Origin of the sequence: Pseudomonas sp. FP453, assembly GCF_030687495.1 — a bacterium.
Lineage (GTDB): Bacteria > Pseudomonadota > Gammaproteobacteria > Pseudomonadales > Pseudomonadaceae > Aquipseudomonas.
Genome location: NZ_CP117435.1, coordinates 2,816,293 through 2,841,956 on the forward strand (window position 1 = coordinate 2,816,293; position 25,664 = coordinate 2,841,956).

Genomic DNA, 25,664 nt, shown 5'->3' on the forward strand with positions numbered 1-25,664 from the left:
AGCGGTACATCAGCCAATACTTCTGGTGCTGATAAACCGCTATCGCAGGCAAGCCAGCTCCCACATTGACCGAGTTTCTCCAGATGGTTTTGAACGTATTCTCAGGAGTTTCCAATGGCGAAGAAACCCAGCCCAGACCCCTTCACCCAGGACCCGCTCTGGTACAAGGACGCGGTGATCTACCAGGTTCACGTCAAATCCTTCTTCGATGCCAATAACGACGGTATAGGCGACTTTCCCGGGCTGATCGCCAAGCTCGACTACATCGCCGACCTCGGTGTGAACACCCTGTGGCTCTTGCCGTTCTACCCCTCGCCACGTCGCGATGACGGCTACGATATCGCCGAATACCGTGGCGTACACAGCGACTACGGCACCCTGGCCGACGCCAAGCGCTTTATTGCCGAGGCCCACAAGCGCGGGCTGCGGGTCATCACCGAGCTGGTGATCAACCACACCAGCGACCAGCACCCGTGGTTCCAGCGCGCCCGCAAGGCCAAGCCCGGTTCGGCGGCGCGGGACTTCTACGTGTGGTCCGATGACGACCAGAAGTACGCCGGCACCCGCATCATTTTCCTCGACACCGAGCAGTCCAACTGGACCTGGGACCCGGTGGCCGGCCAATACTTCTGGCACCGTTTCTATTCCCACCAGCCAGACCTCAACTTCGACAACCCGCAAGTGATGAAGGCCGTGCTGTCGGTGATGCGCTACTGGCTCGACATGGGCATCGACGGCCTGCGCCTGGATGCCATCCCGTACCTGATCGAACGCGACGGCACCAACAACGAAAACCTGGCGCAAACCCACGACGTGCTTAAACAGATCCGCGCCGAGATCGATGCCCACTATCCCGACCGCATGTTGCTGGCGGAGGCCAACCAATGGCCGGAAGACACGCAACTCTACTTCGGCGCCCCCAGGGGCGATGACGGCGACGAATGCCACATGGCCTTCCACTTCCCCCTGATGCCGCGCATGTACATGGCGCTGGCCCAGGAAGATCGCTTCCCTATCACCGATATTCTGCGCCAGACCCCGCAGATCCCGGCCAATTGCCAGTGGGCGATCTTCCTGCGCAACCACGATGAACTGACTCTCGAGATGGTCACCGACAAAGAGCGCGACTACCTGTGGAACTACTACGCCGCCGACCGCCGCGCTCGTATCAACCTGGGCATTCGCCGCCGCCTCGCGCCCCTGATGGAGCGCGACCGCCGGCGCATCGAACTGCTCAACAGCCTGCTGCTGTCGATGCCCGGTACGCCAACCCTGTATTACGGCGATGAAATCGGCATGGGCGACAACATTTACCTTGGCGACCGCGATGGCGTGCGCACGCCGATGCAGTGGTCCATCGACCGCAATGGCGGCTTCTCCCGCGCCGACCCGGCCAGCCTGGTGTTGCCGCCGATCATGGACCCGCAGTACGGCTTTCAGTCGGTGAACGTCGAAACCCAGGCCCAGGACCCCCATTCGTTGCTCAACTGGACCCGGCGCATGTTGGCGGTGCGCAAGCAATCCAAGGCGTTTGGCCGGGGCCGTTTGAACATGCTGTCGCCCGCCAACCGTCGCATCCTGGCGTACACCCGCGAGTTCACCGGGGAGGACGGCCGCACGGAAATCATTCTGTGTGTGGCCAACGTGTCGCGCAGCGCCCAGGCGGCCGAGCTGGACCTGTCGGCGTATGCCGGGATGGTGCCGGTGGAGATGCTCGGCGGTAACGCCTTTCCGCCCATCGGCCAGTTGCATTTCCTGCTGACCCTGGCGCCCTACGGCTTCTACTGGTTCGTGCTGGCGCCGGAAAACCAGATGCCCAGCTGGCATGTCGAACCGGCGCAGAGCATGCCGGACTTCACCACCCTGGTGCTGAAGCAACGCCTGGAAGAACTGCTGGAACAACCCTGTCGCGCCACGCTGGAACAGACCGCGCTGCCCGCCTGGTTGCCCAAGCGACGCTGGTTCGCGGCCAAGGATGTCGCCATCGACAGCGTGCACATTGCCTACGGCGTGCGCTTCGGCGACGCGCAGCACCCGGTATTGCTCAGCGAAATCGAGGTGACCAGCGCCGGTCAGGTCAGCCGCTACCAGTTGCCGTTCGGCTTCCTCGCTGAAGACGAATTCACCAGCGCCTTGCCCCAGCAACTGGCCCTGGCCCGTGTGCGGCGTGCGCACCAGGTGGGGCTGGTGACCGATGCGTTCAGCCTTGAGCCTTTTATTCGGGCGGTGATCCAGGGCTTGCAGGCCGGTACGCGGCTACCTTCCAGTGATGGCGAGTTGCAGTTTGACGCGACACCCCACTTGGCCAAGTTGCAACTGACGGACGACGCGCCAGTGCGCTACCTGTCGGCCGAGCAGTCCAACAGCTCGGTGGTGGTGGGTGAGGGCCTGGTGCTCAAGCTGATCCGCAAGGTCGCCAGTGGGGTGCACCCGGAACTGGAGATGAGCGCCTACCTGACCGCCGCCGGCTACCCGAATATTTCGCCGCTGCTGGGCGCAGTGATTCGCCGCGACGGGGCCGGGCAGGACAACCTGTTGATGATTGCCCAGGGTTACCTGAGCAATCAGGGCGACGCCTGGGCCTGGACCCAGAACAGCCTGGAGCGGGCGATCCGTGATGAATTGGCCGGCGCCATCTCCGAGCAGGAACAGCACTACAACGCCCTCGGCGAGCTAAAGGACTTCGCTGGATTGCTCGGCCAGCGCCTGGGCGAAATGCACGGGGTATTGGGCGCGGACACGGCTGATCCTGACTTCAAGCCTGAAATCACCCGCGTCAAAGACACCCAGGCGTGGGCCAGGGATATCGGTGCGCAGCTCGACCGCGCCCTGCAATTGCTCAGTCATCACCAACCTCAGTTGAACCCTGCGGATCAAGTGCGGGTCACTGAGTTGCTGGCACAGGAAAAAGCCATCGCCCGGCATGTCCAGGCCCTGGCGAAAGCCACGGCCGGTGGGCTGCGTATACGCGTCCACGGTGATTTGCACCTGGGCCAGGTCTTGGTGGTGAAGGGTGATGCCTATTTGATCGACTTTGAAGGTGAACCGGCGCGGCCGTTGCATGAACGACGCGGCAAGCACAGCCCGTATAAAGATGCGAGTGGCGTGCTGCGTTCGTTTGATTACGCAGCGGCGCTGGCCCTGAATGGACAAGGGCTGGACCACTCGCCCGAAGCCGACCTGGCGCGCCAACGCGTGACTGATCGTTACCTGAATGACGCACGTCAGGCCTTTATCCAGGCTTATCAGGCAGCTACGTCTACACTGGCGCATGACTGGCAGGACGCCAAGGGCCAGGACGCCGCGCTGACGTTGTTCAGCCTGGAAAAGGCCGCGTACGAAGTGGCTTACGAAGCGGAAAACCGCCCCAGCTGGCTACCGGTGCCCCTGCAAGGGCTGCACCGCCTGCTCAGCGGGCTTGAACCTATATCGAAAACTGCACGCGGTGGGGAGACGTCATGAGCTTTACACATAAAGAACCGCTGCAGCCCAAGTTGACTGCATTGCCAGCATCCAACGATATCGAAGCGCTGGTGCGCGCCGAGCACCCGGACCCGTTCTCGATCCTGGGGCCGCACGATGACGAACAGGGCGGCCAGTTTATCCGCGCGTTCCTGCCCGAGGCGCTGAGCGTCCAGGTGCTGGCGCGCGACAACGGCGAGCCGCTCGGCAGCCTGGACGCAACCCAGGTGCCGGGCTTGTTTGTCGGGCATTTCACCACGCGCCAGGCGTACCTGCTGCAGATCCAGTGGGCCGGTGGCGAGCAGATCACCGAAGACCCCTACAGTTTCAGCCAGTTGTTGCTGGGGGAAATGGACCTGTACCTGTTTGCCGAAGGCAACCACCGCGACCTCAGCAGTTGCCTTGGCGCGCAAGTGACCACGGTGGATGGCGTGCAAGGCGTGCGCTTTGCCGTGTGGGCACCGAATGCGCGGCGGGTGTCGGTGGTCGGCGATTTCAATATCTGGGACGGCCGGCGTCATCCGATGCGCCTGCGGCATCCTTCTGGCGTATGGGAGATTTTTATCCCACGCCTGCAACCGGGCGCGGCCTACAAGTACGAAATTCTCGGTGCCAATGGCATCTTGCCGCTGAAGGCCGACCCCTGTGCGCTGGCCACGCAACTGCCGCCCGACACCGCGTCGAAAGTCGCCGCGCCGTTGCAGGTGGACTGGCAGGACCATGACTGGATGCAATCACGCCTCGACAAGCACAAGACCACGGCGCCGCTGTCGATCTACGAACTGCATGTGGGCTCCTGGCAGTGCGAGCTGGACGAGGCCGGCGAAGTCGCCCGCCAGTACGGCTGGCGCGAGCTGGCCGAGCGCTTGATCCCCTACGTGCAGCAACTGGGCTTCACCCACATCGAACTGATGCCGATCATGGAGCACCCGTTCGGCGGTTCGTGGGGTTATCAGGCGCTGTCACAATTTGCGCCGACGGCACGCTTCGGTTCGCCGGAAGATTTCGCCTACTTCGTCAACGCCCTGCATCAGGCCGATATCGGCGTGATCCTTGACTGGGTACCGGCGCATTTTCCCACCGACACCCACGGCTTGGCGCAGTTTGACGGCACCGCGCTGTACGAATACGCCAACCCGCTGGAAGGCTTTCACCAGGATTGGGACACGCTGATCTACAACCTCGGCCGCACCGAAGTGCATGGCTTTATGCTGGCTTCGGCGTTGCACTGGCTCAAACACTTCCACGTGGACGGCCTGCGGGTGGATGCCGTGGCGTCGATGCTGTACCGCGACTATTCGCGCAAGGCCGGCGAGTGGGTGCCCAACCGCCACGGTGGTCGTGAGAACCTCGAAGCCATCGACTTTTTGCGGCACTTGAACGATGTCGTCGCCCAGGAGGCACCGGGCGCGCTGGTGATCGCCGAAGAGTCCACGGCCTGGCCGGGCGTGAGCCAACCGACCCAACAGGGCGGCCTGGGCTTCAACTACAAGTGGAACATGGGCTGGATGCACGATTCGCTGCACTACATCCAGCAAGACCCGGTGTACCGCGCCCATCATCACAACGAGCTGAGTTTTGGCCTGGTGTATGCCTGGTCCGAGCGCTTCATCCTGCCGATTTCCCACGACGAAGTGGTGCACGGCAAACACTCGCTGATCGACAAGATGCCTGGCGACCGTTGGCAGAAGTTCGCCAACCTGCGGGCCTACCTGGCCTTCATGTGGATGCATCCCGGCAAGAAATTGCTGTTCATGGGCTGTGAATTCGGCCAGTGGCGCGAGTGGAACCATGACCAGCAACTGGACTGGTACCTGTTGCAGTACGCCGAGCACAAGGGCGTGCAGAAACTGGTGGGCGATTTGAACCGCCTGTACCGCGAAGAACCGGCGCTGCACGAGCAGGACGACGCGCCCCAGGGCTTCCAGTGGCTGATCGGCGACGATGCAATCAACAGCGTCTACGCCTGGCTGCGCTGGAGCAAGGACGGCCGGCCGGTGCTGGTGGTGGCCAACTTCACCCCGGTGCCCCGGGAGGCGTACGCGGTAGGCGTGCCATTTGCCGGACGCTGGAGCGAGGTGATCAACACGGATGCCGACACCTATGCCGGTTCCAACTATGGCAATGGGGGCGAAGTGTTTACCCAGGATGAACCGCGCCATGGGCAACCGGTGTCGTTGACGCTGAATCTGCCACCGTTGGGGGTGCTGATTCTGCGGCCTGAATAACCGCCGCCCGCTAGGGATGATCTGTCTGGGAGTCAACGGGTGTGCAGCAGCGGCACGCCCGTGCTGGCTGGACGCAAAATGTCATACATCTCGATGGAGCAATTTCCTACGATTTCTCCACACATGGATGTAGGCGATTTGGCGTAAATCTATCAACACGCCTTGTTTCGTCGGCCGGTCTATGACCTCCATTCCCTGAGACAAAGCCATATCCATGACATCATTCCCGCTGAATATCCAACGTGATGTCGTGGCAACGATCGCCCCGTCACACCCCAAGCCGTCAGTTTCCGCCCTGGGGCAGCCAGGCCCCATGTTGGCAGCGGCACCCGGTCAAACCTCCGACTCATCAGGTGCCGAGCTTAGGGGGAAGCTGTTTGATCTTGATGAAATGTCAAGTGCGCTACGGGAGCTTCAGACCCAGACAGAGCCCCCGGATGCCCGGAAGAAGAGCTTGTTCCTCAACAAGGATTCGCCGCTCATTCCGCCCAACGGCTCGACTCAGCCGGGCACCAACCGACTGGATAATATGCTCAAGTTCTATGGCATTGTGCCGTCGAACCCTGGGACTCAGGCTCAAGTTAAAGCGGCAATTGATAGCCTGGAAAATACACGCAGCGAAATTTCCTTGGGGATGGGGGATGAGTCAAGCAAGCAAGATGGGCTGCTGCAGGAGAGTAATGACGACGCCATATCGGCATTGGTCAATGAGGTACAAGCCAAGCACCAGAAGCCTTTGTTGAGTTATTTGACCGAGGGACTGTCCGCGTCCGCGCTCGAAAAAGCCCAACGCTCGCCGGCCACGCTGCTGGAGTTGATCTGGAAATCACCCAAGGCAGAAGAACTGGTTCACCAGGTGATGAAGAAACTTGCGGGCAGTGATTTTCCAGTCGATGGGCTTATCTCCTCTGCCGTTAAAGTCCAGCTGTTGATCAAGGCGATTGTCCTCAGCCTGGAACCTGTGCAAGCGCGCAAGCCCGGACATATTGCGGGGTTCAACCTGGCGTCTGGCGCGCATGGCAACAAGCACTATCCGGATATTACTGCGCAGTTCAGGCAGCACTTGGTCGACGCACACAACATCTCCCCCTCCGACGCGAATCTGGCCGCGTATCTGTTCAGCCCACAGTTCCCGGCGGATTTTGCCGTGCGGGATATTCCGGCGGATTTGCACTATCAGGGAACTGCGGCGTGGGTGAACTTCAAGCACGGTGTCGCATTGGCGGACGCGATTGAGCCAGGTTCGTCGCGAAGCATGAGCTTTCAAGAGCTGGTCGATCTGCCGGGCAAGCTTGGCGAACAGGCGACTACGAACGAGCAGTGGGCGCTGATTGCGGGCACGCGTATTCCGGCAACGCTGGAATGGGCGGCGATGCAGGGGGTGATTGCAACGAAGGACGAGTATTCGAAGGCAGAGATCACCCGCGCCATGTCTGCATTTGATGAGCATGTCCACGGTATTGTCGAGGCGACAGCGCAACTTGCAGTCGATGTGCCCATGCGGAAAAACTATTTCGAACGTATGGAAAAGGGCACATCACGCACTGAGCTGTTGTCGCTGATAAGCCCTTTTTTTGCGCTCTACAGGCATCTTAACGGCGAAAAGATCAAGCCCTCCGATGTCACCTACGAGTATCCGGTCTACGATGACGATGCCTTCGAGTCTGCCTTTGAAGACTACTTGGGCAAGGCCAAGGCGGGTTATGACAAAGTGGTGCGCAACCAGTTGTCACAGTTGCCGACACAGGATCGTGTGGCGATTGAACACGGCACCGTCACGGTCTATGCCCTCAGGGTCAAGCCCGACTCAGCCAAGGAGACAGAGGACGAGAAAAAAGCTGCGAGGACGCGACCGGGGTTTGTCATCAAAGCGGAGCATGAAGGGCAAACAAACTACTACGAAATCAACCCGATCAAGGGCATAGCCCGGCGGCGCGATGATCTGAAACCGGTCCTGGAGGCCTATGACCCGGCTGACAAGAGTTTCGGCAAAGATTTCATTTCAGTCGAGCACACCGCTGACGGCTTCGCGTCTGAAGAGCTGGTTGTTCGTAATAGTCGTACGGGGATGGCCGAATTCAAGAAGCAGTGGGCTGCGTTCAGGGCTGGCAAAGGCCCGCGCCCCAAGAGTTTTTCGATAGTCGTTGCGCAGCAGCTCGATCATTTTCCGGCCACTGGCCGTACGGACAGTGCTTCGGTACCCCAGACGTTGAGCTCTGAGCGCTCGGCAGCCCTTGCCAAGACCGTTACCCGAGAGTTGTTCTACGTTGATGAAAACAGACTCAAGGAGTGGGCAAGTGCGGACCCTGACAGGGAAAGTTCGGCGCAAAAAAATGACGAGGCGTTCTGGGAGCGTATCAAAGGCGTAGGTCAGTTTTTTATACCTTTCTGGGGGGGCATCGAGGACCTCGTCAACGGCAATACCAAGCAGGGAATCATCAGCCTGGTCGTCGACGGGCTATTCACGTTCGCCGGCCCGGCGGGCAAGCTCGCCGCAGGTTCTGTGCGGGTATTGTCCAACCTCGGCAAGATCAGTATTCGCGCCTTGTTGCCAAGGTTCGTGCCCTTGGTCAAGCAGTTCGGTGTCTCAGTGGCAAGCAATCTGAACCCACTGGATCCCGTGATGCCGGGCTTCAATATCAAGGGAGGGAAAGGGCTGAAGTTCCAGGCCGGGGACGTTGATCGAATACAGACGGGCATTGCACAGTTCAGGCGCATGTCGCCGCTCAAACTGCCGGGGAAAGGCCACTATGATGTCACCCCGAAAATACCCGTGACGTCCCGAACCTTGCCTGAAGGCGGCACCGTCAGGGTACCCGAGGGTATCTCCAGGGATGAAGTGCGGGTGCTGAACCGGCGAAATCACACAGACGTTGTGGTCGGTGACGATGTCTTCCGCTATGACCCTCGCAAGCCGGATCGCCTGACCAAACTCGGCGGCCCTGATCATGCAGGTCCCCTGGAAGGGTTCACGGCAACCTGTGGCGCAGGGGCGCGCAGGTTCAGGCGTGGCTTCAATGACCTGTGTTACACCAAAGAGATCCAGCCAGGCGGGACCTTCATTTTTCAGGATGCCCAGGCACTTGAGCACCGGCGCCTGTTTCCCGGCACCGGATCGGCTAACGGGCCGCGCACCGTCGTGCATGAACGACGTTTGCATCGCGTCAATGAAGCGGGTCAGCAGGAATTGCTGCCGATTGCGAGGCAGCAGGCGGTGACCTACAAAAGCCAGACGACTGGATCGCTGGTCAACGAACCGGATTTTGGCTTCGATGATTTTGGCGTGGCGCGTTCGCTGAACAACGAAACAGTTGTGGTGAAAATGGATTCGATCAGCGACTTGAGTCATGACCAGCGAATGGTAAGAGGCCAGAAAATTGACTACAACGGCCGCCAATACGTGGTGGTGGAGGGTGACACCGGTATTCATTACTACGCTGAACTCAACGGCGCAGCTCAACTCGACTTTCACCGCTTGTCCCGGAATGATCCAGTCAGCCGGCATCTTATCGAATCCCATGATCAATTCAGGGACTTCTACGGGTTTGCTGCGCAGAGTAGCCCGAACAATCAGTTGGTGGTTCTGCCCACCATGGACACACTGGTCAAGAAGATCGTGGCGGATGAGCCCATGTCGGCTTTGGAAATGGACCATCTTGTCCAGGTGTTGAGCGGCCTCACTCCAGAGAAGAAGCGCGAAGTCCTGATGAGCGTTTATGCGTCCGGAAGTAAACCAGGCAAGGTCGTGGTGGCCGCAAAACCGGTTCGACTCGAGCCCATCGGTAAACCGTCGGGTTTTGGCCAGCTACCGCCGGCGGATCAAAACCGGCTCTATGCCGAAGGGGGGAGGAAGGCGGTTGATGATCAGTTTCAGGCCACCGGCATAAGGTCTGCCAATCAACAAGTGCCGGGGCAACCCGGAGAGGCCCTTCGCGGCAATGTCGCAGCCGAGACAGTGAGCTGGCTTTACACTCGAACGGGAGCGCCGAATTATTCCGAAATCGTCCTCAAGACCGGGGCGGGGAACTGCGACCAGATGGCCAAGGTTGCCGTTGATACCATCAACGCCAGTGGTGGCCATGCGCGCATCGCGCAAGTCAAAGGGCATACGTTTGGTATCGTCGGTGGCCCCCCAGGCCAGCCCAGGAGCAAAGGGTTTGCCGAGCCCGAGTGGGCTGACGCCTGGATCGTCGATCCCTGGGCCGGCATCACCTGCCGCGCCTCGGATTACCCCGCGCAGTTCAAGGCGCGGATGCAGGAATGGAGCCAGGAAGGTCGGCGAATTCTGATCAGTGACGGCAATACTCCACCCACTTCGGTGTGGAGCGACCCGATGGAGCCGCGCTGGATAGATGCAACCGTCAGGGGAGAAGCGCAAGTTTTTTGAGTAGGGTGCGGCGGCGGCACTAAAAGATCGGCTGTGGATGCATGTTTCATGTGTCCGGCGCCAGACAACGGCCCTAACTGGCTGGATTCAGTTGTTCAGGTTGCTGGCAGGGTGCCACAATGGCGCCTTTGTCGTGGCAGTCGAAGCAGGCGGATTTCATGAATGGCCTTGAGCGTGGGCAGGACCAGGATTGCGTTATTGAGGAGCAGGTGCGGACCGACCGTCTGCACCAGCTGTTTCGACAATCATTTGCCGCCATTTTCGGCAGCTTTCTCGGCGCGGCCATGCTGTGCTGGCTGTGCTGGGACCGGTTTTCCCACCAGGTCATCCTGATCTGGCTGGTGGCGCTGGGGGCGTCATCGTTGCTGCGCATCCACCTGTTCATGGGCTGGTTTCGTTGCCCCCATGCCGAACGCACACCGGATCGCTGGGAGCGTCGCTACTGGCTGACCCTGATGTTGTCCGCGGGAATCTGGGGCGCGGGCGCGTTGGCCGTGATGCCCACCGACGACCGCGTGTCCCAGGTGCTGGTGATGTTGTTCACCGTGGGCATGTCGGTCAGTGCGGTGTCGTGTTATTCGGCGTATCGCTACATGACGCTGATGTCCATGGCCCTGGTGTTGTTGCCGTGCACGGTGTGGCTGTTGTTCCAGCCGTCGCCCATGCAAGTCGGCGTGGCCGTGGCAGTGCTGGTGTTTTCGACGTTTGTGGTCAGCGCCACGCGCAAACTCTCGGATGCCCTGGAAAAAGCCTTTCGCCTGACCCGGCAAATGGAACGTGCCCACAATATTTCCACCCGCGCCGCCCAGACCGATGAACTCACCGGCCTGATGAATCGCCGCGCGTTCTTCGAACATGCCCACTTGTTGTACGCACAGTGCCGGCACAACAGCCAGCCGCTGTGTGCGCTGATGCTGGACATGGACCATTTCAAGGAGATCAACGACACCTACGGCCATCAGGCGGGCGATCAGGTGTTGCGCCAGATCGGCGGGGTGATCAGCGCCTCGTTCCGCCAGACGGATGTGTACGGCCGGTTGGGCGGTGAAGAGTTTGCCGTGCTGCTGCCGAATACCTCCCTGGAAACGGCGCGCAACATCGCCGAACAGTTGATCCGCGCGATTTCCGGGTTGGCGGCCGAGCCGGTGCATGGCTTGACCGCCAGCCTCGGCGTGGCGTCGATCCGCAGCCTTGACCAGGACCTGCACAGCCTGATGAATACCGCCGACAAGGCGCTGTACCGCGCCAAGGCCCAGGGGCGCAACCAGGTGGCCGTGGCCGAGTAGGCGGTCACTCGCGCTGCATGGATTTGGCCAGTGCCCGTGCCACCTGCTCGGCGGAGTAGGGCTTGGCGAGGAACTCGAAGCCTTCGTAGCCGCTGTCGGCCAGCTCTTCGCTGTAGCCGGAGGTGAGCACTACCGGCAGGTCCGGTCGGCGCTGGCGCAACCGTTTGGCCATGGCCACGCCGGTCATGCCGGGCATCACCACGTCCGAGAAAATCCCGTCGAAGGCCATGGCGTCCGGGCCCGCCAGCGCGAGTGCCTGTTCGGCATGGGTGGCCCAGGTGGTCTGGTAGCCGAGATCTTGCAGGATCTGGTTGGCAAAACGCCCGACTTCCAGGTTGTCTTCGACGATCAGGATGTGCCGCTGCGCGGTGTCGAGGCGCGTGCCGGGTTCAGGTGACGGCCCGGGCTGTTCCACCTGTGCGGCGACGGCGGGCAAGTACAGGGTAAACCGCGTGCCCTGGCCCAGCGTGCTGCTCACATCGACGTTGCCACCCGATTGCTTGGCAAAGCCGAACACTTGCGACAAGCCCAGCCCGGTGCCTTTGCCCACGGCCTTGGTGGTGAAGAACGGCTCGAAAATACGCTCGAAGGTGTCCCTGGGAATACCCACCCCCGTATCGCTCAGCGAAACCGCGACAAACTGCTGCTGTGCTTCGGCATCGCCACGAATGCGCGGCAGCGTCGATACCTGGGCTACCCGCAGGCTCAGGGTGCCTTGGCCGTCCATGGCATCGCGGGCGTTGAGGGCAATGTTGATCAGCGCTGTTTCGAACTGGCTGGAATCGACCCGCACATGGCACGGTTGCGCCGGTAATTCGACCTCTACGTGGATGCGTGCACCGGTGAGGCTCTCAAGCATCTCGCCGATGTTGCTCACGCGCTGGCACACGTCGAAGACTTCCGGGTTCAGCGGCTGGCGGCGGGCAAAGGCGAGCAGTTGGCTGGTGAGCTTGCTGGCCCGCTCGACGGTGTCGGAGACGGCGCCCAGGTAGCGTTGCCGGCGTTCTTCGGACAACCCTGGCTGGCGCAGGAAATCCACCGAGGAACGGATAATGGTCAGCAGGTTGTTGAAGTCGTGGGCCACGCCGCCGGTCAATTGGCCGATGGCTTCGAGCTTTTGCGATTGATGCAGCGCGGCTTCGGCCTGGGTGAGGGCGGTGGTGCGCTCTTCCACCCGCTGCTCCAGCGTCGCGTTCAGTTCGCTGAAGGCCGCCAGCCCTTCGCGCACGGCGGCGTCGGCGCGCACGCGCTCGATATGGGCCCAGGAACGTTCGGTGACTTCCCCCAGCAGCGCCAGGTCATAGGGCGACCAGACCCGCGCCGATTTGTGGTGCGCCGCCATCAGGGCGGTCAGCCGGCCTTCCTTGATCAGGGGGAAACACACCGTCGCCGTGGCCCCGAGGGCCTGGTAGCTGGCGGACTCGTCGGGGGGGAATTCCACGCGGTTGTCGCGGATCACCAAGGGTTCGCCAGCCCGCAGGCGCTGCACCGCCAAGGCGCCGAACGACGCCAGGCTGTAACGCCCGACGATACTCGGCGAGCCAGGCGCGGCCCAGTTGCCGCGAATGGTGAAACCGTCCTCATCGTCGTCCATGTCGGCATACGCACAATTGGACACTTGCAGGTGCTGCGCCAGCAGGCGGGTGGTGCTGGTCATGATGGCTTCGGCGTCGGTGGCATTGGCCACGGCATTGCCGATTGCGTCCAGCATCGCCAGGCGCCGCGCCAGGAATACGGTGGCGGTGGTTTCGGTGACGGTGTCGAGCATGCCCACCACGCTGCCGTGGGGGTCGCGGATCGGGCTGTAGCAAAAGGTGAAGTAGGCCTGCTCGGTACCGGCGCCGCGTTCGATCAGCAGCGGGTAGTTCTCGATATACGTCGCATGCCCCTCGAACGCTGCCTTGGCGATCGGGCTGATGTCATTCCAGGCCTCGCTCCACACCTCGCTGAACGGGCGCCCCAATGCGTAGGGCTTGTCGCCGAGGATCGGGATAAACGCATCGTTATAGAGCATGGTCAGGGAAGGCCCCCAAACGATGGCCTGGGGGAAGCTGGAGGCAAAGCACAGCGCGACGGTGGTCTTGAGCACGTCCGGCCACTGGTCCAGCGGGCCCAGCGGCGTACTGGCCCAATCATGCAAGCGCACCTGCTCGGCCATGTCGCTGCTGCTTTGCAGCCAATTCATCATTGGAAGAACACCTTGTTTGCCGCCGTCTTGTTAATCGCCTGGAGGGTCAGGCCGACACGCAACAGACCGGAATGGCTGTTGGCAGTTCAACGCAATTATCGCGGAGATGGCATTTTGATGCTCTATCCATTTGAATAGGTTACTGGGTGCCGAACAACCCCGTCCAGTAGATGCCTGCATCACTCTTCGGGTCCATGGCGTACGCCGCGCCCAACTCGCGAAATTGCGGGTTCATCAGGTTGGCGCAATGCCCGGGGCTGGCGAGCCAGCCGTCCACCACCTTGCGCGGGGTGTCGAGGCCGGCGGCGATGTTTTCGCCGATGTTTTTTGCGATATACCCGGCCAGTTCCGCACGGTCGCCGGGGGTGCGCCCGTCGTGATCCAGGTGATCGAAGAAATTGCCGTTGGCCATGTTGCGCGTGTGGCTGTTGGCGGCGCCGGCCAGGTCGTCGTTCCAGCTCAGCGGCGTGGTGGCGGTAAACGCCTGGGTGCCGCATTGGCGTGCCTGGGATCGGGCGGCGTTGACCAGGTTGAGCAATTGCTTGCCTTCGGTCTGCCAGTCGCCAAGGCCGCTGGACAGCAGCGGGCGGGCGAGCACGATGCGCCAGTCCTGGCCGCTGTTGCTCACGCCGATATCGACAAATTGCGGGTCCAGCACCACACGGCAGAAGCTTTCGCGCACGGCCTTCATGGCTGCCGCAGCATCCTTGGGCCCGGACAGGCTGATGGCCTGCACGTTGACCATCGGATACGCCGCCCGCGCCAGTGCCTGTTGCAGGTCGCCGACATTATTCGCCGGCAGCACCAGCCGTGTGTCGCTGGTCAGCGGTGGCAGTTCCTGGGAACCCTGGTCACCGCAGCGCTGTAGCTGGCTGCGGTATTGGTTGATCTGTTGTACCAACTGACTTTCTTCATTCGCCATCGCGCTGGCGCAGAACACCGTAGTGGCGGCCAGCGTCGTCAGGCCCATCATCAATGACAGCACGCGCATGGACATTACCCTTGAGCTTGTAAAGTGCCCATGATGCGCGATCCAGGTGCGTCCATGCACCCGTTGGTCTGAACTTTTTCCTTCAGTTCTTGAAGGCCGAGTGTTTGCGGCCCTGGTCGCACAGGGCAAACACCACCACCAGCAGGGCCGAAATGCCCAGGATGATCACCACGCCATCGGTGGAATGGGTGGCCGATGCTGCCACCATCGACAGTGCTCCCAGCGGCGCCAGGCCGCCAGCGATGGCCGTGCCGATTTCGCGCCCGGTGCCAAAGCCGGAAGAGCGGGTCTGGGTCGGGAACTGCCGGCTCAGGAACGAGCCCTGGGGGGCAAACATCATCGGCGCAAGGATGCCTGTGCCGACGCCGATGGCGATGTAGATCATCAGGCTTTCGCCGGTGTTGAGCAGGGCCAGGAACGGGTAGGCGAACAGCAGCGAGCACACGCCGCCGAGCATCAGCACGGTCTTGCTGCTCCATTTATCGCACAGCCAGCCGAAGCACGGCACGGCGACGATGGCGATCAGGCTGGCGATGGTCACCGACAGTGAGGTGACATGCACATCCACGCCTTTGAACTGGGTCAGGTATGCCAGGGAGAAGGTCTTGAAGATGTAGCTCAGGGCGTTGTAGCCAATCGCCACGAAGAACACCACGGCCAGGCCTTTCATATCATTCTTGAACAGGGTTTTCAGCGGCGAGGCCTTGGCCTTGGCGGCTTCCTTGCTCAGCTCGTTGAACTGCGGGGTTTCCGGGATGCTGTTGCGCACCCACAGGCCCACACCCACCAGCACGATGCTGCACACGAACGGGATACGCCAGCCACCGGCCAGCAGGAACTCATTGCCGTTGATGGTCAGCACGTACACGGTAAGTGACGACAGCAACAGGCCCAGGTTCAGGCCCAGTGCGGGCCATGCGCCTTGACTGCCGCGCTTGCCTTCCGACGCGTGCTCGTAGGACGTTACCGCCGCCCCCGACAGCTCGGCGCCCGCGCCCAGGCCCTGGATGATGCGGATAAACACCAGCAGGATCGGCGCCCAGATACCAATCGAGGCGTAGCTGGGGATCAGGCCGATCAGCGTGGTGCACACGCCCATCAGGCAGAAGGTCAGCACCAGCACTTGCTTGCGGCCGAACTTGTCGCCGAGGTAACCGAACAGGATGCCGCCGAACGGGCGGGCGATAAAGCCGATGGCAAAGGTGGAAAAGGCCATCAGCGTGGCGGTTTTCGGGTCGCTGTTATCGAAGAAGATCTTCGAGAACACAATGGCCGCCATGGTGGCGTACAGGTAAAAGTCGTACCACTCCAGCATCGAGCCAAAGATCGTCGCGGCGGCGACTTTGCGCAGGCGCTTGCGGGTTTGTTCGGGTGTTTCGGTGGACGGAATGGAGGCAGGTGCCGACATGCTGGACTTCCTTCTGGGTCTTTATAGTTATTGTCAAATGGACGCGTATTGCTGGGTGTTACTCGGGCTGGAACAGGCGGTCGGCGATCATCGCGCCGATGGGCATGGCTGAGGTGGCGGCCGGCGAGGGCGCGTTGCACACGTGGAGCATTCGTGGGGTCTGGGCGAACAGGAAGTCGTGGACCAGGCTGCCGTCGCGCATCACCGCCTGGGCGCGGATGCCTGCTTCATAGGGCAGCAGGTCGTCGATCGTCAGCGATGGGCAGTACTTGCGGCACTGCTCCAGGTAGCCGGACTTGAACAGCGAGTTCTTCATCTCGGTGGTGCCGGAGCCGAGGTTCTGCCAGAGGGTTTTCCAGAAGCCGGGGAAGCTCGCGTACTGCGCCACGTCGCGCCAGTTCACCGAGAACTTGCGGTAGTTCTCACGGCCCAGGCCGAGCACGGCATTCGGGCCGACGGTGACGCTGCCGTCGATCATGCGCGTGAGGTGCACGCCAAGAAACGGCAACTCCGGGTCGGGAATCGGGTAGATCAGGTGGTTGACGATGTTGTTTTTCGCCGCGGGCAGGCGGAAGTATTCGCCGCGAAACGGGATGATCTGGTGGTCGATGGGAATGCCGGCGAGGGTAGCCAGGCGGTCCGACTGCAAACCGGCGCAGACCACCAGGTGCTTGGCTTGCCAGGTTTCGCCACGGGTATTCACGGTGACTTTGTCGGTGTCTTCGTGGATCGCGGTGACAGTGCGTTCCAGGCAGATCTCGCCACCGCTGCGGCGGATCACCTGGGCCATGGTTTCGCAGACCTGGCGGTAATCGACGATACCGGTGGCGTCGAGGAACAAGCCGCCGAGGCCGACGATGTTCGGTTCGCGCTGGCGCAACTGGTCGGCGTCGAGGCGCTCGACCTGCATGCCGTTGAGCTGGGAGCGCGCGTAAAGGGCTTCCATGCGCTGCATTTCCAGGGGGCTGGAGGCCACCAGCAACTTGCCGCACACCTCGAACTTGATCCCGTGCTCCGTGCAGAACTGCTTGGTCTGCTCGGCGCCGCGCTTGCACAGGTCGGCTTTGAGACTGCCCGGTGCGTAGTAGATGCCGGCGTGGATCACCCCGCTGTTGTGGCCGGTCTGGTGCCTGGCCAGCACCGCCTCTTTTTCCAGGATCACCAGCGAGGCGCCCGGCTGGCGTTTGAGCAGTTCCATCGCGGTGGCCAGGCCGACGATGCCGCCGCCGATAATGCAAAAGTCATGAATCATTGCGTGGGGTACCTAAAGTTGCACATTTCGGTCTGCTTATCAGGTTGTCAGACTAATGTTTTTGTTAAAAAAATGGCGTGTCGAGGACACGCTACTTAAAGGATCAACGGGTGGCTGGCAGCTCCAGGCTCAGGCGCCGCGCCGCAGCACGCAAGTGCGCCTCGGCACTGGCGGCGGCACGTGGGGCGTCGCCGTCGGCGATGGCCTGGTAGAGCGCCTGGTGTTCCTGGGTCGCATCGGCGGAGCCGGTGGCAAAGCGCGACGCCGAGTTTTCCCAGGCGGTTTTACGGGCGCTGGCCAGTTGGCTTCTGAGGAAGTCATGGAACGCGACGAAGTAGTCGTTCTTGCTGGCATCCGCGATGGCACGGTGGAATTCCACGTCGGCGAGGGCGGCGGCTTCGAAGTTGTCGCGGTGGTCCTGCATGGCCTGCAGGGCGCTTTTCATGCGCTGCAGGTCGGCCTCATCGCGGCGCTGGGCGGCAATCGAGGCGGCTTGGGTTTCGATCCACAGGCGCACTTCGAACATCTGCGCCAGGTTGGGGCTGCGGCCGTTGGGCTGGGGGAAACGGAACACCGTGCCCGCGGGCGTCTGCGAAATGAACGAGCCCAGGCCCCGGCGCGCAGTGATCACGCCATCGGCCTTGAGCTGGGCAATGGCTTCGCGCACCACGGAACGGCTGACATTGAGTTGTTCGGCCAGTTGCTGTTCGGTGGGCATGCGCGACTCCGGCGGCAATTGGCCGGAATCGATTTCTGCGCGGATCGCACTGACAACCCGCACGACAAGCGAGTCGGGGCGCTGGAGCTCAAGCATGGGACAACCTTGGTGATCAGGTTGTCAGACAATAGTCGCTGCGATTTTATCTTGTCAATGTTTGTATCGCAGTGTGCCGGCCAACAGGATCAAGCCCACCGCCACCGCAAAGGTGGTTTGCAGGCCAAAAGCCACGGATTGCGGGGTGGCGCGGACGATATCCGGCGTCGCCCAGGCGAACACCGCGCCGAGGGCCGAGGCACCGAAAATCAGGCCGATATTGCGCGACAGGTTCAGCAGGCCCGACACCGTGCCGCGCCGTGGGCCTTCGACATCACGCATCACCGCGGTGTTGTTGGCGGCCTGGAACAGGCTGTAGCCCGACGTCAGTAAGACCAGCGCGCCAAGGTAGGCCAACAGGCCGCTGGCCAGCGCCAGTGACAACGCGCCCACGGCCATGATGGCCAGCCCGAGGGAGGTCATGGGCGAGCTGCCGAAGCGGTCGGTGAGATGGCCGGCAGGCACGCCGGTGGCGGCCGCGACACAAGGTCCCACCGCCATCACCAGACCCATCCACGCCGGCGCGAGCCCCAGGCCCCGGGACAAGTAGAACGGGCCGACCACAAACGTCGCCATCATCACCGCCGACACCAGTGCGCTCATCCCCAGGCCGTTGCGTAACCCCGGGCTGGTCAGTGCCGACCAGAACGGCGCTGTCGCCCGTGCACCGGGTTCATTCGGCAGATAGCGGTAGGCGAGGGCGGCCGCCAGCAGGCCCAGCGGCGCGCCGAGCAGGAACAGCGCGCGCCAGCTCCACAGGCTCAACAACACGCCACCGACGCTGGGCCCCATGGCGGTGCCGACGGCCGACAGCGTGCCGAGCAAGCCCATCACGCGCCCGGTGCGCTCTTTGCTGACCGTGTCGCCGACCATCCCCAGGGTCATCGCCATCATGATCGCCGCACCGAGCCCTTGCAGCACGCGCGCGGCGATCAGCCAGTGCAGCGACGGCGCCATGGCACACAGTCCGCAGGCGAGGGCGAACAGCAACAAGCCGGCAAGCAACAACCGCCGCCGCCCCAGGCGATCACCCAGGCGGCCCGCGCTGACAATCACGGCGGTGATCGCCAGCAAATAGGCGAGCACCACCCACTGCACCGCGTGAAATGACGCGTCGAAGGCCAGCACCAGGCTGGGCAGGCCGACATTGGCAATGCTGGTGCCGAGGGAGGCCAGCAACATGGACAGCGACAGGCTGAAAAGGGCGCCGCGTGTGGATGTGTGCATCTGGGATTCCTTGAATGATCGCTGCTGTCACAAATCTACGGGCTCGCCTAACATGGCGGAAGACGCATGGATTGCATTCAATACCTGCACAAGACGCCTGATAAGGAGCGCTGATGCCCGACCTGAATCTGCTGATCACCCTGGATGCCTTGCTTGCCGAAGGCAGCGTCGCCGGTGCAGCCAAGCGTTTGCGCCTGAGCCCCTCGGCCATGAGCCGCGCCCTGGCGCGCTTGCGTGACACCACCGGTGATCCGTTGCTGGTGCGTGCCGGCCGTGGCCTGGTGCCGACGCCACGGGCCTTGGCCTTGCGCGAACAGGTCAGCCGCCTGGTGCTGGATGCCCAGGCCGTGCTGCGCCCCGCGCAAACCCTGGACATGGCGCGGGTCGAGCGCACCTTTACCCTGCGCACCAGTGACGAGTTCGTCGAAAACTTCGGCCCGGCGTTGCTCGCGCGTATCGCGGCGGAAGCACCTGGCGTGCGCCTGCGCTTCGTCAACAAGACCGACAAGGACAGTGCCTGGCTACGCGACGCCAGCGTTGACCTGGAAACCGGCGTGGTCGATGCCAACGCCAGCCCCGAGCTGCTGACCCAGGCGCTGTTTCGCGACCGCTTGATCGGCGTCGTGCGCAGCAGCCATCCCCTGAGCCAGGTTGACATCAGCGCGCAGCGTTATGCCGAGGGCCAGCACGTCTACGTGTCCCGGCGCGGGCACGACCGTGGGCAGATCGACGACGCGCTGGAAGCCCAGGGCCTCAGCCGCCAGATCGGCACGATTGTCACCGGGTTCGCCACCGCCATCGCCCTGGCCCGCGCCACCGACCTGATCGCCAGCGTGCCCGAACGCTACACCGCCCAGCAGCGCGAAGGCCTGCACAGCTTCGCGCTGCCCTTGGCATTGCCGACCTTTACCGTGGCGATGCTCTGGCACCCGCGCCTGGATGCCGACCTGGGCCATCGCTGGCTGCGTGGATGTTTGCGTGAGGTCTGCGGGCCGCAACAGGTACAATCGCCGCAGCCTTGACGCGAAACCCCAGGAATGTGCATGTTCAGCCTTACCCGTTACACCACGCCGTGCCCCGAGCCCATCAATGGCCAGATCCTGCAGATGGTGGTGGACAACCTCACCGACATCAGCAGCGTGGCCCTGCCGCCGAGCAACCTGCTGTACAACATCTACCAGTACGCCATCGGCTTTGAGGTGCACCTGTACCTGGAGGCCTTGAATGGGGCGAAGGGGATTGCGGTCGAGTTGCTTGTCGCCACCGCCGCGCAGGACCCGGAAGAGGTCATTGGCTTCGTGCTGTGCCTGCCGGTGAAAGATGACCCCGAGGCCTGCGGTATCGCGTTCATGGCGGTGCAGGCCGGTTTCCGGCGCCAGGGCGTGGCCCGCGCCATGATCGGCGATGTGCTGGCACGTTATCCCCACGCCGAGCTGAGCTGCGCTGTCGAAAAAGTCCCGGCCTTCGAAGCCATGGGCTTTCAGGTGCGTGGCGCGCGGGGCACCCAGGTGTTGATGAATACCCGCAGCTATGGCACCGACGGCCTGATGGGTGTGCTCGATGTGGCGCCGATCTACAGCTCGCTGGAAGTGCGGCAGATTCACACCTACCTGCTGCAAAAGCACGGCAAGCGCGCGATGGTGGATGCCGAGAAGCAGCGCGACCGGCATCTGGATCAACTGGCGCGCAAGGTGCAGATGTTTGTGCAGGGGCGGGGCTGAGATTCAATTTTCTGTGGCAGATGTGGTGTCTGCCCTATTGCTATCGCAGGCAAGCCAGCTCCCACATTTTGACCGTGTGAACCCGATCAAGTGTGGGAGCTGGCTTGCCTGCGATGAGGCCGTCACTGCCTACCCACCATCCCCAGAATCATCCCAAGCAATTCCTGCTGCGCCTCCTCCCGACTCAGCTCACCACTGGCCGCCGCCTGGGACAAGGCTTCCGCCGCCCCCAGCATCGCCCGCAAACCAGCCCGGGACACACTGCCGCCGGGCGCAAACGGCGACAGCGCGGCGCTGCATTTATCGAGGAAGATCGCCTCGTACTGGCGCTTGAGGGTTTCCAGTTCCGGTGAGCTGCTCAACGCCGCAATCACCCCGGGGATTTCCCGTCCCTGCAACAACACGCAATCGACATAGGACGCGGCAATCACCCATGCCCGGTCCGCCAACGTCGCATGGCTCGCTTCGATGGCCTCGGCAAACACCTGGTTCTGGCGCCCGTCAAAATCGGCATACAGCGCCGCCAGCAACCCCGCTCGGGTGACGAAGTGATCGTAGACCACCGGCTTGGTGACGCCCGCCAGTTCTGCCAGGCGGCCCAGGGTCAGGGCGTCGGTGCCTTCATCGCGGACCAGTTGCCAGGCCACGTCCAACAGTTGACGCAGGCGATCTTCGCGCGACAGGCGGCGACGTGGGGCAGGGGGTTCATGGCTTGACATGCTTATATACCAAAAGTAACTTACCAAAGGTAACTTAAGCCCAGCCTAAACCGAAATGGAGTCAATGTCATGCACGCCTTGATCGTTGTCGCTCATCACGACCCGCAATCCCTGACCCACAGCATTGCTTTGCAAGCCGCTGCCGGGCTGACCGCTGCCGGCCACAGCTTTGAGATCGCCGACCTCGCCGCCGAAGGTTTCGACCCACGCTACGGCGCCGCCGACCAGCGCGTGCATCGCGGCCTTGCCACGCCGCCGGCGGATGTACTGGCCGAGCAAGCACGTATCGACCGCGCCGATGCGCTGGTGCTGGCGTTTCCGATCTACTGGTGGTCGCTGCCGGGCCTGCTCAAAGGCTGGGTCGACCGTGTATTCGTCAACGGCTGGGCGATTGATTACGGCCCGAACAGGCCGGTGGTGAAAAAGCTGCGGCACTTGAACGTGCACTTGCTGGCCGTGGGGGCGGCGGATGAAAGCGCCTTTGATCGCCACGGCTATGCCACGGCCATGCGTACGCAGATCGACCACGGCATCTTTGATTACTGCGGGGCCAAGGTGCTCACCTCCGAGCTGTTGCTCGAATCGGAAAGCGGCACCGCCGAGGCGCACCTGCGCACAGCGCACGCGGTCGGGCAGGGCTTGTTTCAGCAGGAGACGGTCGCGGGCTGATTCAGCCTTCGCGAAACAGGTCGTGGGCGTCGAGCAGGCGGTAGGCAATTTCCGGGCGTTTTTCCATGCCCCGGCGGATCGCTGCCGGAATCGCCTGACGGGTCTTGCGGCACAGGCCTGGAAACGGCTCGATGTCGATCTGGATGCCGCGCATGCTCTTGACCTCGGTATGCCCCGGCGCCACCTGCACGCGGATGCCCAATTGCTGGTACATCAGCTGTTGCATGCGCTCCAGGTCTTGCAGGCTCTTGAGGTCTTCGAGGCGCGCGATCAGCTTCTTCTCTTCCTGGCGCGTGAGGGTGAGGATGCGCGCGTCGGCGTCAGGGGTTTGCAGCAGTTGCTCGCGGTCGCAGTCGCAAGCGCCGGGTGGGCAGGGTTGGCGAATCGTCATGTGCTTGGCCTCCCCATTCCGGCGCTGCCGGCTCAGTAGCTGAGTTGCACCCCAAGACTGCCCAGAGCCTTCCAGTAGTCAGGATAGGTCTTGGCCACGCAGTCCGGGTCCTGAATGCGGATGCCCGCCACTTTCAAACCAGCCAGGGCAAAGCACATGGCGATGCGGTGGTCGGCGTGGGTGTCGATCAGGGCGTTGCACGACGTGCCGGCCAGCGCTGGGTCGCTGGCGACGAGCAGGTCGTCGCCTTCGATGGTGGCCAGGCCTGGACGGATTTCATTCAAGCCGTCGTGCAGCGCCTGCACGCGGTCACATTCCTTGACCCGCAGGTTGGCCAGCTCGGTGAAACGCACCGGGGTGTTGTTGAACGCCGCCAGCACGGCCAGGGTCGGGATGGCGTCCTGCATCTGCGAGCCCACCACTGTGGCCTGCATGTTCGGGAACTGGGCGATCACGGCCTGGGCCTTGGCGTCCGGCTGGGTGAAGTCCTGCGCGGCGACGCCGATGTCGATACGGCCAGCGGTCAGCACTTCGGCCGCCCACAGGTAGGTGGCGGCGGACGCGTCCGGCTCGATCAGGTAGTCGTGGGCGCGGTAGCCGGTCGGCGCGACACGCCAGGTGGTGTCGTTGACGGTGTCGACCTGGGCGCCGAAGGCGCGCATGCAGTCCAGGGTAAGGTCCACGTAGCCGCGGGCGCCGATGTCCTTGCCGGTCAGGGCCACTTCAATCGGCGCTTCGCCACAGGCCGCAAGCATCAGCAGGGCCGATACGTACTGGCTGGACAAGCCGCCGTCGATCTCGAAGCGCTTGGCCTGGACCTTGCCCACGCCGTGCACGGTCACCGGCGGGCAACCGGTTGGGCTGTCGACCTGGATGCCGTTTTCGCGCAGGGTCGCCAGCAGCGGGCCGATCGGGCGCTTCTGCATATAGTCGTCGCCGGTCAGCACCACGGTGCCTTCGACGGTGGCGACGGCGGCGGTAAGAAAGCGCATCGCGGTGCCGGCGTTGCCGAGGAACAGCTGTTGCGCCGGCAGTTGCAGCTTGCCGGAGCCGGTGACGACAAAGGTGGTGTCATCCGGCTCGTCGATGGTCACGCCCATCTGGCGCAGGGCCACCGACATATGGCGGGTGTCATCGCTCTTCAACGCGCCGCTCAGGCGGCTGGTGCCCTTGGCCAGGGCGGCCAGCAACAGGGCGCGGTTGGTAATGGATTTGGAGCCGGGGGGCGCGACCTTGCCATTGAGGGGGAGATTGGGCGGTGTAACGGTCACGGTTTTCTGCGAACTCAAGGTACAAGGCTCCTGATGCAAGGCAAGGTGGTAGGGAGTGGCCGACGGGCGGACCCGAATAATCGGCCAAACCGGCAGTACTTGTCGAGGTTTAGCGCTGGCTCAGCCAGTAATCGTGCAGGGCACGCGCGGCCGGTTCGATCTGGCTGACGCGCTGCTGGTGCGCGGCTACATCGAGGTCGGCCGGCAACTCGAAATTGTCCTGCTCGGCGCACCAGGAGATTTTCTCCAGTTCGCCGGCCTGTACTGCCGGCAACGCAGGCCAGTTGCCAATGGCCGCGCCACGGATATAACCAAAGCACCATTCCTCGGCGAGGGTCACGGTGTGGCCCTGGTGTTCAGTGTCGTCGAAACGTGCCTTGAAGCTTGTCGCGTCGGTCGCCAGTTGCCCGGCCAGGGTGTTGATGTGGCGCACGCACAGTTCGAGGAAGCGTTGCGCCTCGTCCATGCTTTCCCACTCGGGGTTCTGCCCGCCCCAGATCGCCGGGAACCACTCGGCCACGTCCACCTGGGCCGGGCTCGACACCAGGGCGGTGAAGTAGCCGTCCAGTTCGGCGAGGTTCAGCACCGAATGGTCGTCGCCGTACTTTTGCAGGGTATCTTCGACAAACTCGAATTCGGCCGGGGAGAGGGGTTGGGCGTGCATGGGCATATCCTTTAAACGTCGAGCGCCGCTGATGGGGCGGCTTAAAGCGCGAAGGATGGCGCGTACGCCGGGTTTTATCCAGCGTTTTCCCAGTCCCGCTTTTGGCCGATGCGCCGTGGCGCACCCTTGTTATAGTTCGGCCCTTATCACTCGCCAGTCAGGGATCACTGCCATGTCCGAATACCAAGCTTTTGTCGTCGAACTCACTGGCAACGTTGCCCATGTGCAGATCAATCGCCCGGAAAAGATCAACGCGATGAACGCGGTGTTCTGGACCGAGATCATCGAGATCTTCCAGTGGGTCGAAGACACCGACGCCGTACGTGCGGTGGTGTTGAGTGGCGCCGGCAAGCATTTTTCCTCGGGCATCGACCTGATGATGCTGGCCTCGGTGGCCAACGAATTCGGCAAGGACGTCGGCCGCAATGCGCGCCTGCTGCGGCGCAAGATCCTTGAGCTGCAAGCGTCGTTCAATGCCGTGGACAACTGCCGCAAGCCGGTGCTGGCGGCGATCCAGGGCTACTGCATCGGCGGCGCCATCGACCTGATCAGCGCCTGCGACATGCGCTACGCCGCCGAGGGCGCGCAGTTCTCGATCAAGGAGATCGACATCGGCATGGCCGCCGACGTCGGCACCCTGCAACGCCTGCCGCGCATCATCGGCGACGGCATGCTGCGGGAACTGGCCTACACCGGTCGCCAATTCGGCGCCGAGGAAGCGCGCAGCATCGGCCTGGTCAACCGCGTCTACCCGGATCAAGAGCGTCTGCTGGCCGGCGTGTTGGAGATCGCCCACGAAATCGCCGCCAAGTCGCCGATTGCCGTGACCGGCACCAAAGCCATGATCAGCTACATGCGTGACCATACGGTCAATGATGGTCTGGAATACGTTGCCACCTGGAACGCGGCTATGTTGCAATCCAACGACCTGCGCGTGGCCATCGCGGCCCATATGAGCAAGCAGAAACCCGAATTCGTGGATTGAC

The 25,664-nt window shown here is 62.6% G+C and carries 18 protein-coding genes; 8 read left to right on the plus strand and 10 right to left on the minus strand.

Annotated elements, in window-relative coordinates:
* The first annotated feature begins 114 nt into the window (after positions 1–114).
* From treS to PSH87_RS12605, 4 genes are all read left to right on the plus strand, one after another.
* Positions 115–3,462: a maltose alpha-D-glucosyltransferase gene (gene treS, locus PSH87_RS12590; RefSeq protein WP_305433894.1), complete on the plus strand. Its 3,348-nt coding sequence runs from the start codon at positions 115–117 to the stop codon at positions 3,460–3,462.
* A complete protein-coding gene (gene glgB / locus PSH87_RS12595) occupies positions 3,459–5,690 on the plus strand; it encodes a 1,4-alpha-glucan branching protein GlgB (protein WP_305433896.1) in 2,232 nt (743 codons plus the stop codon). The genes treS and glgB overlap by 4 nt, the downstream gene beginning before the upstream one ends.
* A 214-nt stretch (positions 5,691–5,904) precedes the next feature.
* The gene (locus PSH87_RS12600; protein ID WP_305433897.1) at positions 5,905–10,077 is read left to right on the plus strand and encodes a hypothetical protein; all 4,173 of its coding nucleotides are present in this window, start codon (positions 5,905–5,907) and stop codon (positions 10,075–10,077) included.
* 119 nt (positions 10,078–10,196) lie between these two features.
* On the plus strand, positions 10,197–11,363 hold the full coding sequence (locus tag PSH87_RS12605) for a diguanylate cyclase (RefSeq protein WP_017734574.1): 1,167 nt from the start codon (positions 10,197–10,199) through the stop codon (positions 11,361–11,363).
* A 4-nt stretch (positions 11,364–11,367) separates the two neighbouring features.
* Here the strand turns inward: PSH87_RS12605 and PSH87_RS12610 are convergent, their stop codons facing one another.
* The 6 genes from PSH87_RS12610 to PSH87_RS12635 form a co-directional block, all read right to left on the minus strand.
* Positions 11,368–13,551 (minus strand): ATP-binding protein, encoded by a 2,184-nt coding sequence (locus PSH87_RS12610; protein ID WP_017734575.1) that lies wholly within the window; start codon positions 13,549–13,551, stop codon positions 11,368–11,370.
* A gap of 139 nt (positions 13,552–13,690) precedes the next feature.
* Positions 13,691–14,542 (minus strand): CAP domain-containing protein, encoded by an 852-nt coding sequence (locus PSH87_RS12615; protein WP_026136502.1) that lies wholly within the window; start codon positions 14,540–14,542, stop codon positions 13,691–13,693.
* Positions 14,543–14,624: 82 nt separating this feature from the next.
* Complete coding sequence (locus PSH87_RS12620; RefSeq protein ID WP_017734577.1) at positions 14,625–15,950, minus strand: MFS transporter; 1,326 nt, start codon at positions 15,948–15,950, stop codon at positions 14,625–14,627.
* A gap of 58 nt (positions 15,951–16,008) precedes the next feature.
* Complete coding sequence (gene lhgO, locus PSH87_RS12625) at positions 16,009–17,202, minus strand: L-2-hydroxyglutarate oxidase (protein WP_017734578.1); 1,194 nt, start codon at positions 17,200–17,202, stop codon at positions 16,009–16,011.
* Positions 17,203–17,305: 103 nt separating this feature from the next.
* A complete protein-coding gene (locus tag PSH87_RS12630; RefSeq protein WP_305433899.1) occupies positions 17,306–18,016 on the minus strand; it encodes a FadR/GntR family transcriptional regulator in 711 nt (236 codons plus the stop codon).
* Between the two features lie 54 nt (positions 18,017–18,070).
* Complete coding sequence (locus tag PSH87_RS12635; protein WP_305433901.1) at positions 18,071–19,243, minus strand: MFS transporter; 1,173 nt, start codon at positions 19,241–19,243, stop codon at positions 18,071–18,073.
* A 113-nt stretch (positions 19,244–19,356) separates the two neighbouring features.
* Here PSH87_RS12635 and PSH87_RS12640 point away from each other — a divergent pair, with 113 nt between their 5' ends.
* Positions 19,357–20,265 carry a LysR family transcriptional regulator gene (locus PSH87_RS12640; protein ID WP_305433903.1) on the plus strand — a complete coding sequence of 303 codons (909 nt, stop codon included), beginning with the start codon at positions 19,357–19,359 and terminating at the stop codon, positions 20,263–20,265.
* A gap of 21 nt (positions 20,266–20,286) precedes the next feature.
* The gene (locus PSH87_RS12645) at positions 20,287–20,964 is read left to right on the plus strand and encodes a GNAT family N-acetyltransferase (RefSeq protein ID WP_305433904.1); all 678 of its coding nucleotides are present in this window, start codon (positions 20,287–20,289) and stop codon (positions 20,962–20,964) included.
* 122 nt (positions 20,965–21,086) lie between these two features.
* On the opposite strand, the gene PSH87_RS12650 is transcribed toward PSH87_RS12645, so the two are convergent.
* Entirely contained in the window at positions 21,087–21,683 is a 597-nt protein-coding gene (locus PSH87_RS12650; RefSeq protein ID WP_305433905.1) for a TetR/AcrR family transcriptional regulator, read from the minus strand.
* 69 nt (positions 21,684–21,752) lie between these two features.
* Between PSH87_RS12650 and PSH87_RS12655 the strand changes: the two genes are divergently transcribed.
* Positions 21,753–22,352, plus strand: coding sequence for an NAD(P)H-dependent oxidoreductase (locus tag PSH87_RS12655; RefSeq protein WP_305433906.1), 600 nt, complete (start codon positions 21,753–21,755; stop codon positions 22,350–22,352).
* Position 22,353: 1 nt separating this feature from the next.
* Here PSH87_RS12655 and PSH87_RS12660 read toward each other — a convergent pair whose 3' ends face one another.
* The 3 genes from PSH87_RS12660 to PSH87_RS12670 all read right to left on the minus strand — a co-directional run bounded on the left by PSH87_RS12660 (position 22,354) and on the right by PSH87_RS12670 (position 24,678).
* Positions 22,354–22,743: a hypothetical protein gene (locus PSH87_RS12660; protein ID WP_305433908.1), complete on the minus strand. Its 390-nt coding sequence runs from the start codon at positions 22,741–22,743 to the stop codon at positions 22,354–22,356.
* A gap of 32 nt (positions 22,744–22,775) precedes the next feature.
* Entirely contained in the window at positions 22,776–24,032 is a 1,257-nt protein-coding gene (gene aroA, locus PSH87_RS12665) for a 3-phosphoshikimate 1-carboxyvinyltransferase (protein WP_305433910.1), read from the minus strand.
* 91 nt (positions 24,033–24,123) lie between these two features.
* Positions 24,124–24,678, minus strand: a complete 555-nt coding sequence (locus PSH87_RS12670) for a UPF0149 family protein (RefSeq protein ID WP_017734587.1) — start codon at positions 24,676–24,678, stop codon at positions 24,124–24,126.
* Positions 24,679–24,850: 172 nt separating this feature from the next.
* On the opposite strand from PSH87_RS12670, the gene PSH87_RS12675 reads away from it, so the two are divergent.
* Positions 24,851–25,663 carry a crotonase/enoyl-CoA hydratase family protein gene (locus PSH87_RS12675; protein WP_305433912.1) on the plus strand — a complete coding sequence of 271 codons (813 nt, stop codon included), beginning with the start codon at positions 24,851–24,853 and terminating at the stop codon, positions 25,661–25,663.
* Position 25,664 lies beyond the last annotated feature (1 nt).

Excerpts from the sequence above, each read along its gene's own strand:
- PSH87_RS12630 (WP_305433899.1), bottom strand. The coding sequence starts at position 18,016 with ATGCTTGAGCTCCAGCGCCCCGACTCGCTTGTCGTGCGGGTTGTCAGT.
- lhgO (WP_017734578.1), bottom strand. The coding sequence starts at position 17,202 with ATGATTCATGACTTTTGCATTATCGGCGGCGGCATCGTCGGCCTGGCC.
- PSH87_RS12675 (WP_305433912.1), top strand. The coding sequence starts at position 24,851 with ATGTCCGAATACCAAGCTTTTGTCGTCGAACTCACTGGCAACGTTGCC.
- PSH87_RS12600 (WP_305433897.1), top strand. The coding sequence starts at position 5,905 with ATGACATCATTCCCGCTGAATATCCAACGTGATGTCGTGGCAACGATC.
- PSH87_RS12635 (WP_305433901.1), bottom strand. The coding sequence starts at position 19,243 with ATGCACACATCCACACGCGGCGCCCTTTTCAGCCTGTCGCTGTCCATG.
- PSH87_RS12610 (WP_017734575.1), bottom strand. The coding sequence starts at position 13,551 with ATGATGAATTGGCTGCAAAGCAGCAGCGACATGGCCGAGCAGGTGCGC.
- treS (WP_305433894.1), top strand. The coding sequence starts at position 115 with ATGGCGAAGAAACCCAGCCCAGACCCCTTCACCCAGGACCCGCTCTGG.
- PSH87_RS12650 (WP_305433905.1), bottom strand. The coding sequence starts at position 21,683 with ATGTCAAGCCATGAACCCCCTGCCCCACGTCGCCGCCTGTCGCGCGAA.
- PSH87_RS12655 (WP_305433906.1), top strand. The coding sequence starts at position 21,753 with ATGCACGCCTTGATCGTTGTCGCTCATCACGACCCGCAATCCCTGACC.
- PSH87_RS12615 (WP_026136502.1), bottom strand. The coding sequence starts at position 14,542 with ATGCGCGTGCTGTCATTGATGATGGGCCTGACGACGCTGGCCGCCACT.
- PSH87_RS12620 (WP_017734577.1), bottom strand. The coding sequence starts at position 15,950 with ATGTCGGCACCTGCCTCCATTCCGTCCACCGAAACACCCGAACAAACC.
- PSH87_RS12660 (WP_305433908.1), bottom strand. The coding sequence starts at position 22,743 with ATGACGATTCGCCAACCCTGCCCACCCGGCGCTTGCGACTGCGACCGC.
- PSH87_RS12605 (WP_017734574.1), top strand. The coding sequence starts at position 10,197 with ATGGCGCCTTTGTCGTGGCAGTCGAAGCAGGCGGATTTCATGAATGGC.
- PSH87_RS12670 (WP_017734587.1), bottom strand. The coding sequence starts at position 24,678 with ATGCACGCCCAACCCCTCTCCCCGGCCGAATTCGAGTTTGTCGAAGAT.
- PSH87_RS12645 (WP_305433904.1), top strand. The coding sequence starts at position 20,287 with ATGTTCAGCCTTACCCGTTACACCACGCCGTGCCCCGAGCCCATCAAT.
- PSH87_RS12640 (WP_305433903.1), top strand. The coding sequence starts at position 19,357 with ATGCCCGACCTGAATCTGCTGATCACCCTGGATGCCTTGCTTGCCGAA.
- glgB (WP_305433896.1), top strand. The coding sequence starts at position 3,459 with ATGAGCTTTACACATAAAGAACCGCTGCAGCCCAAGTTGACTGCATTG.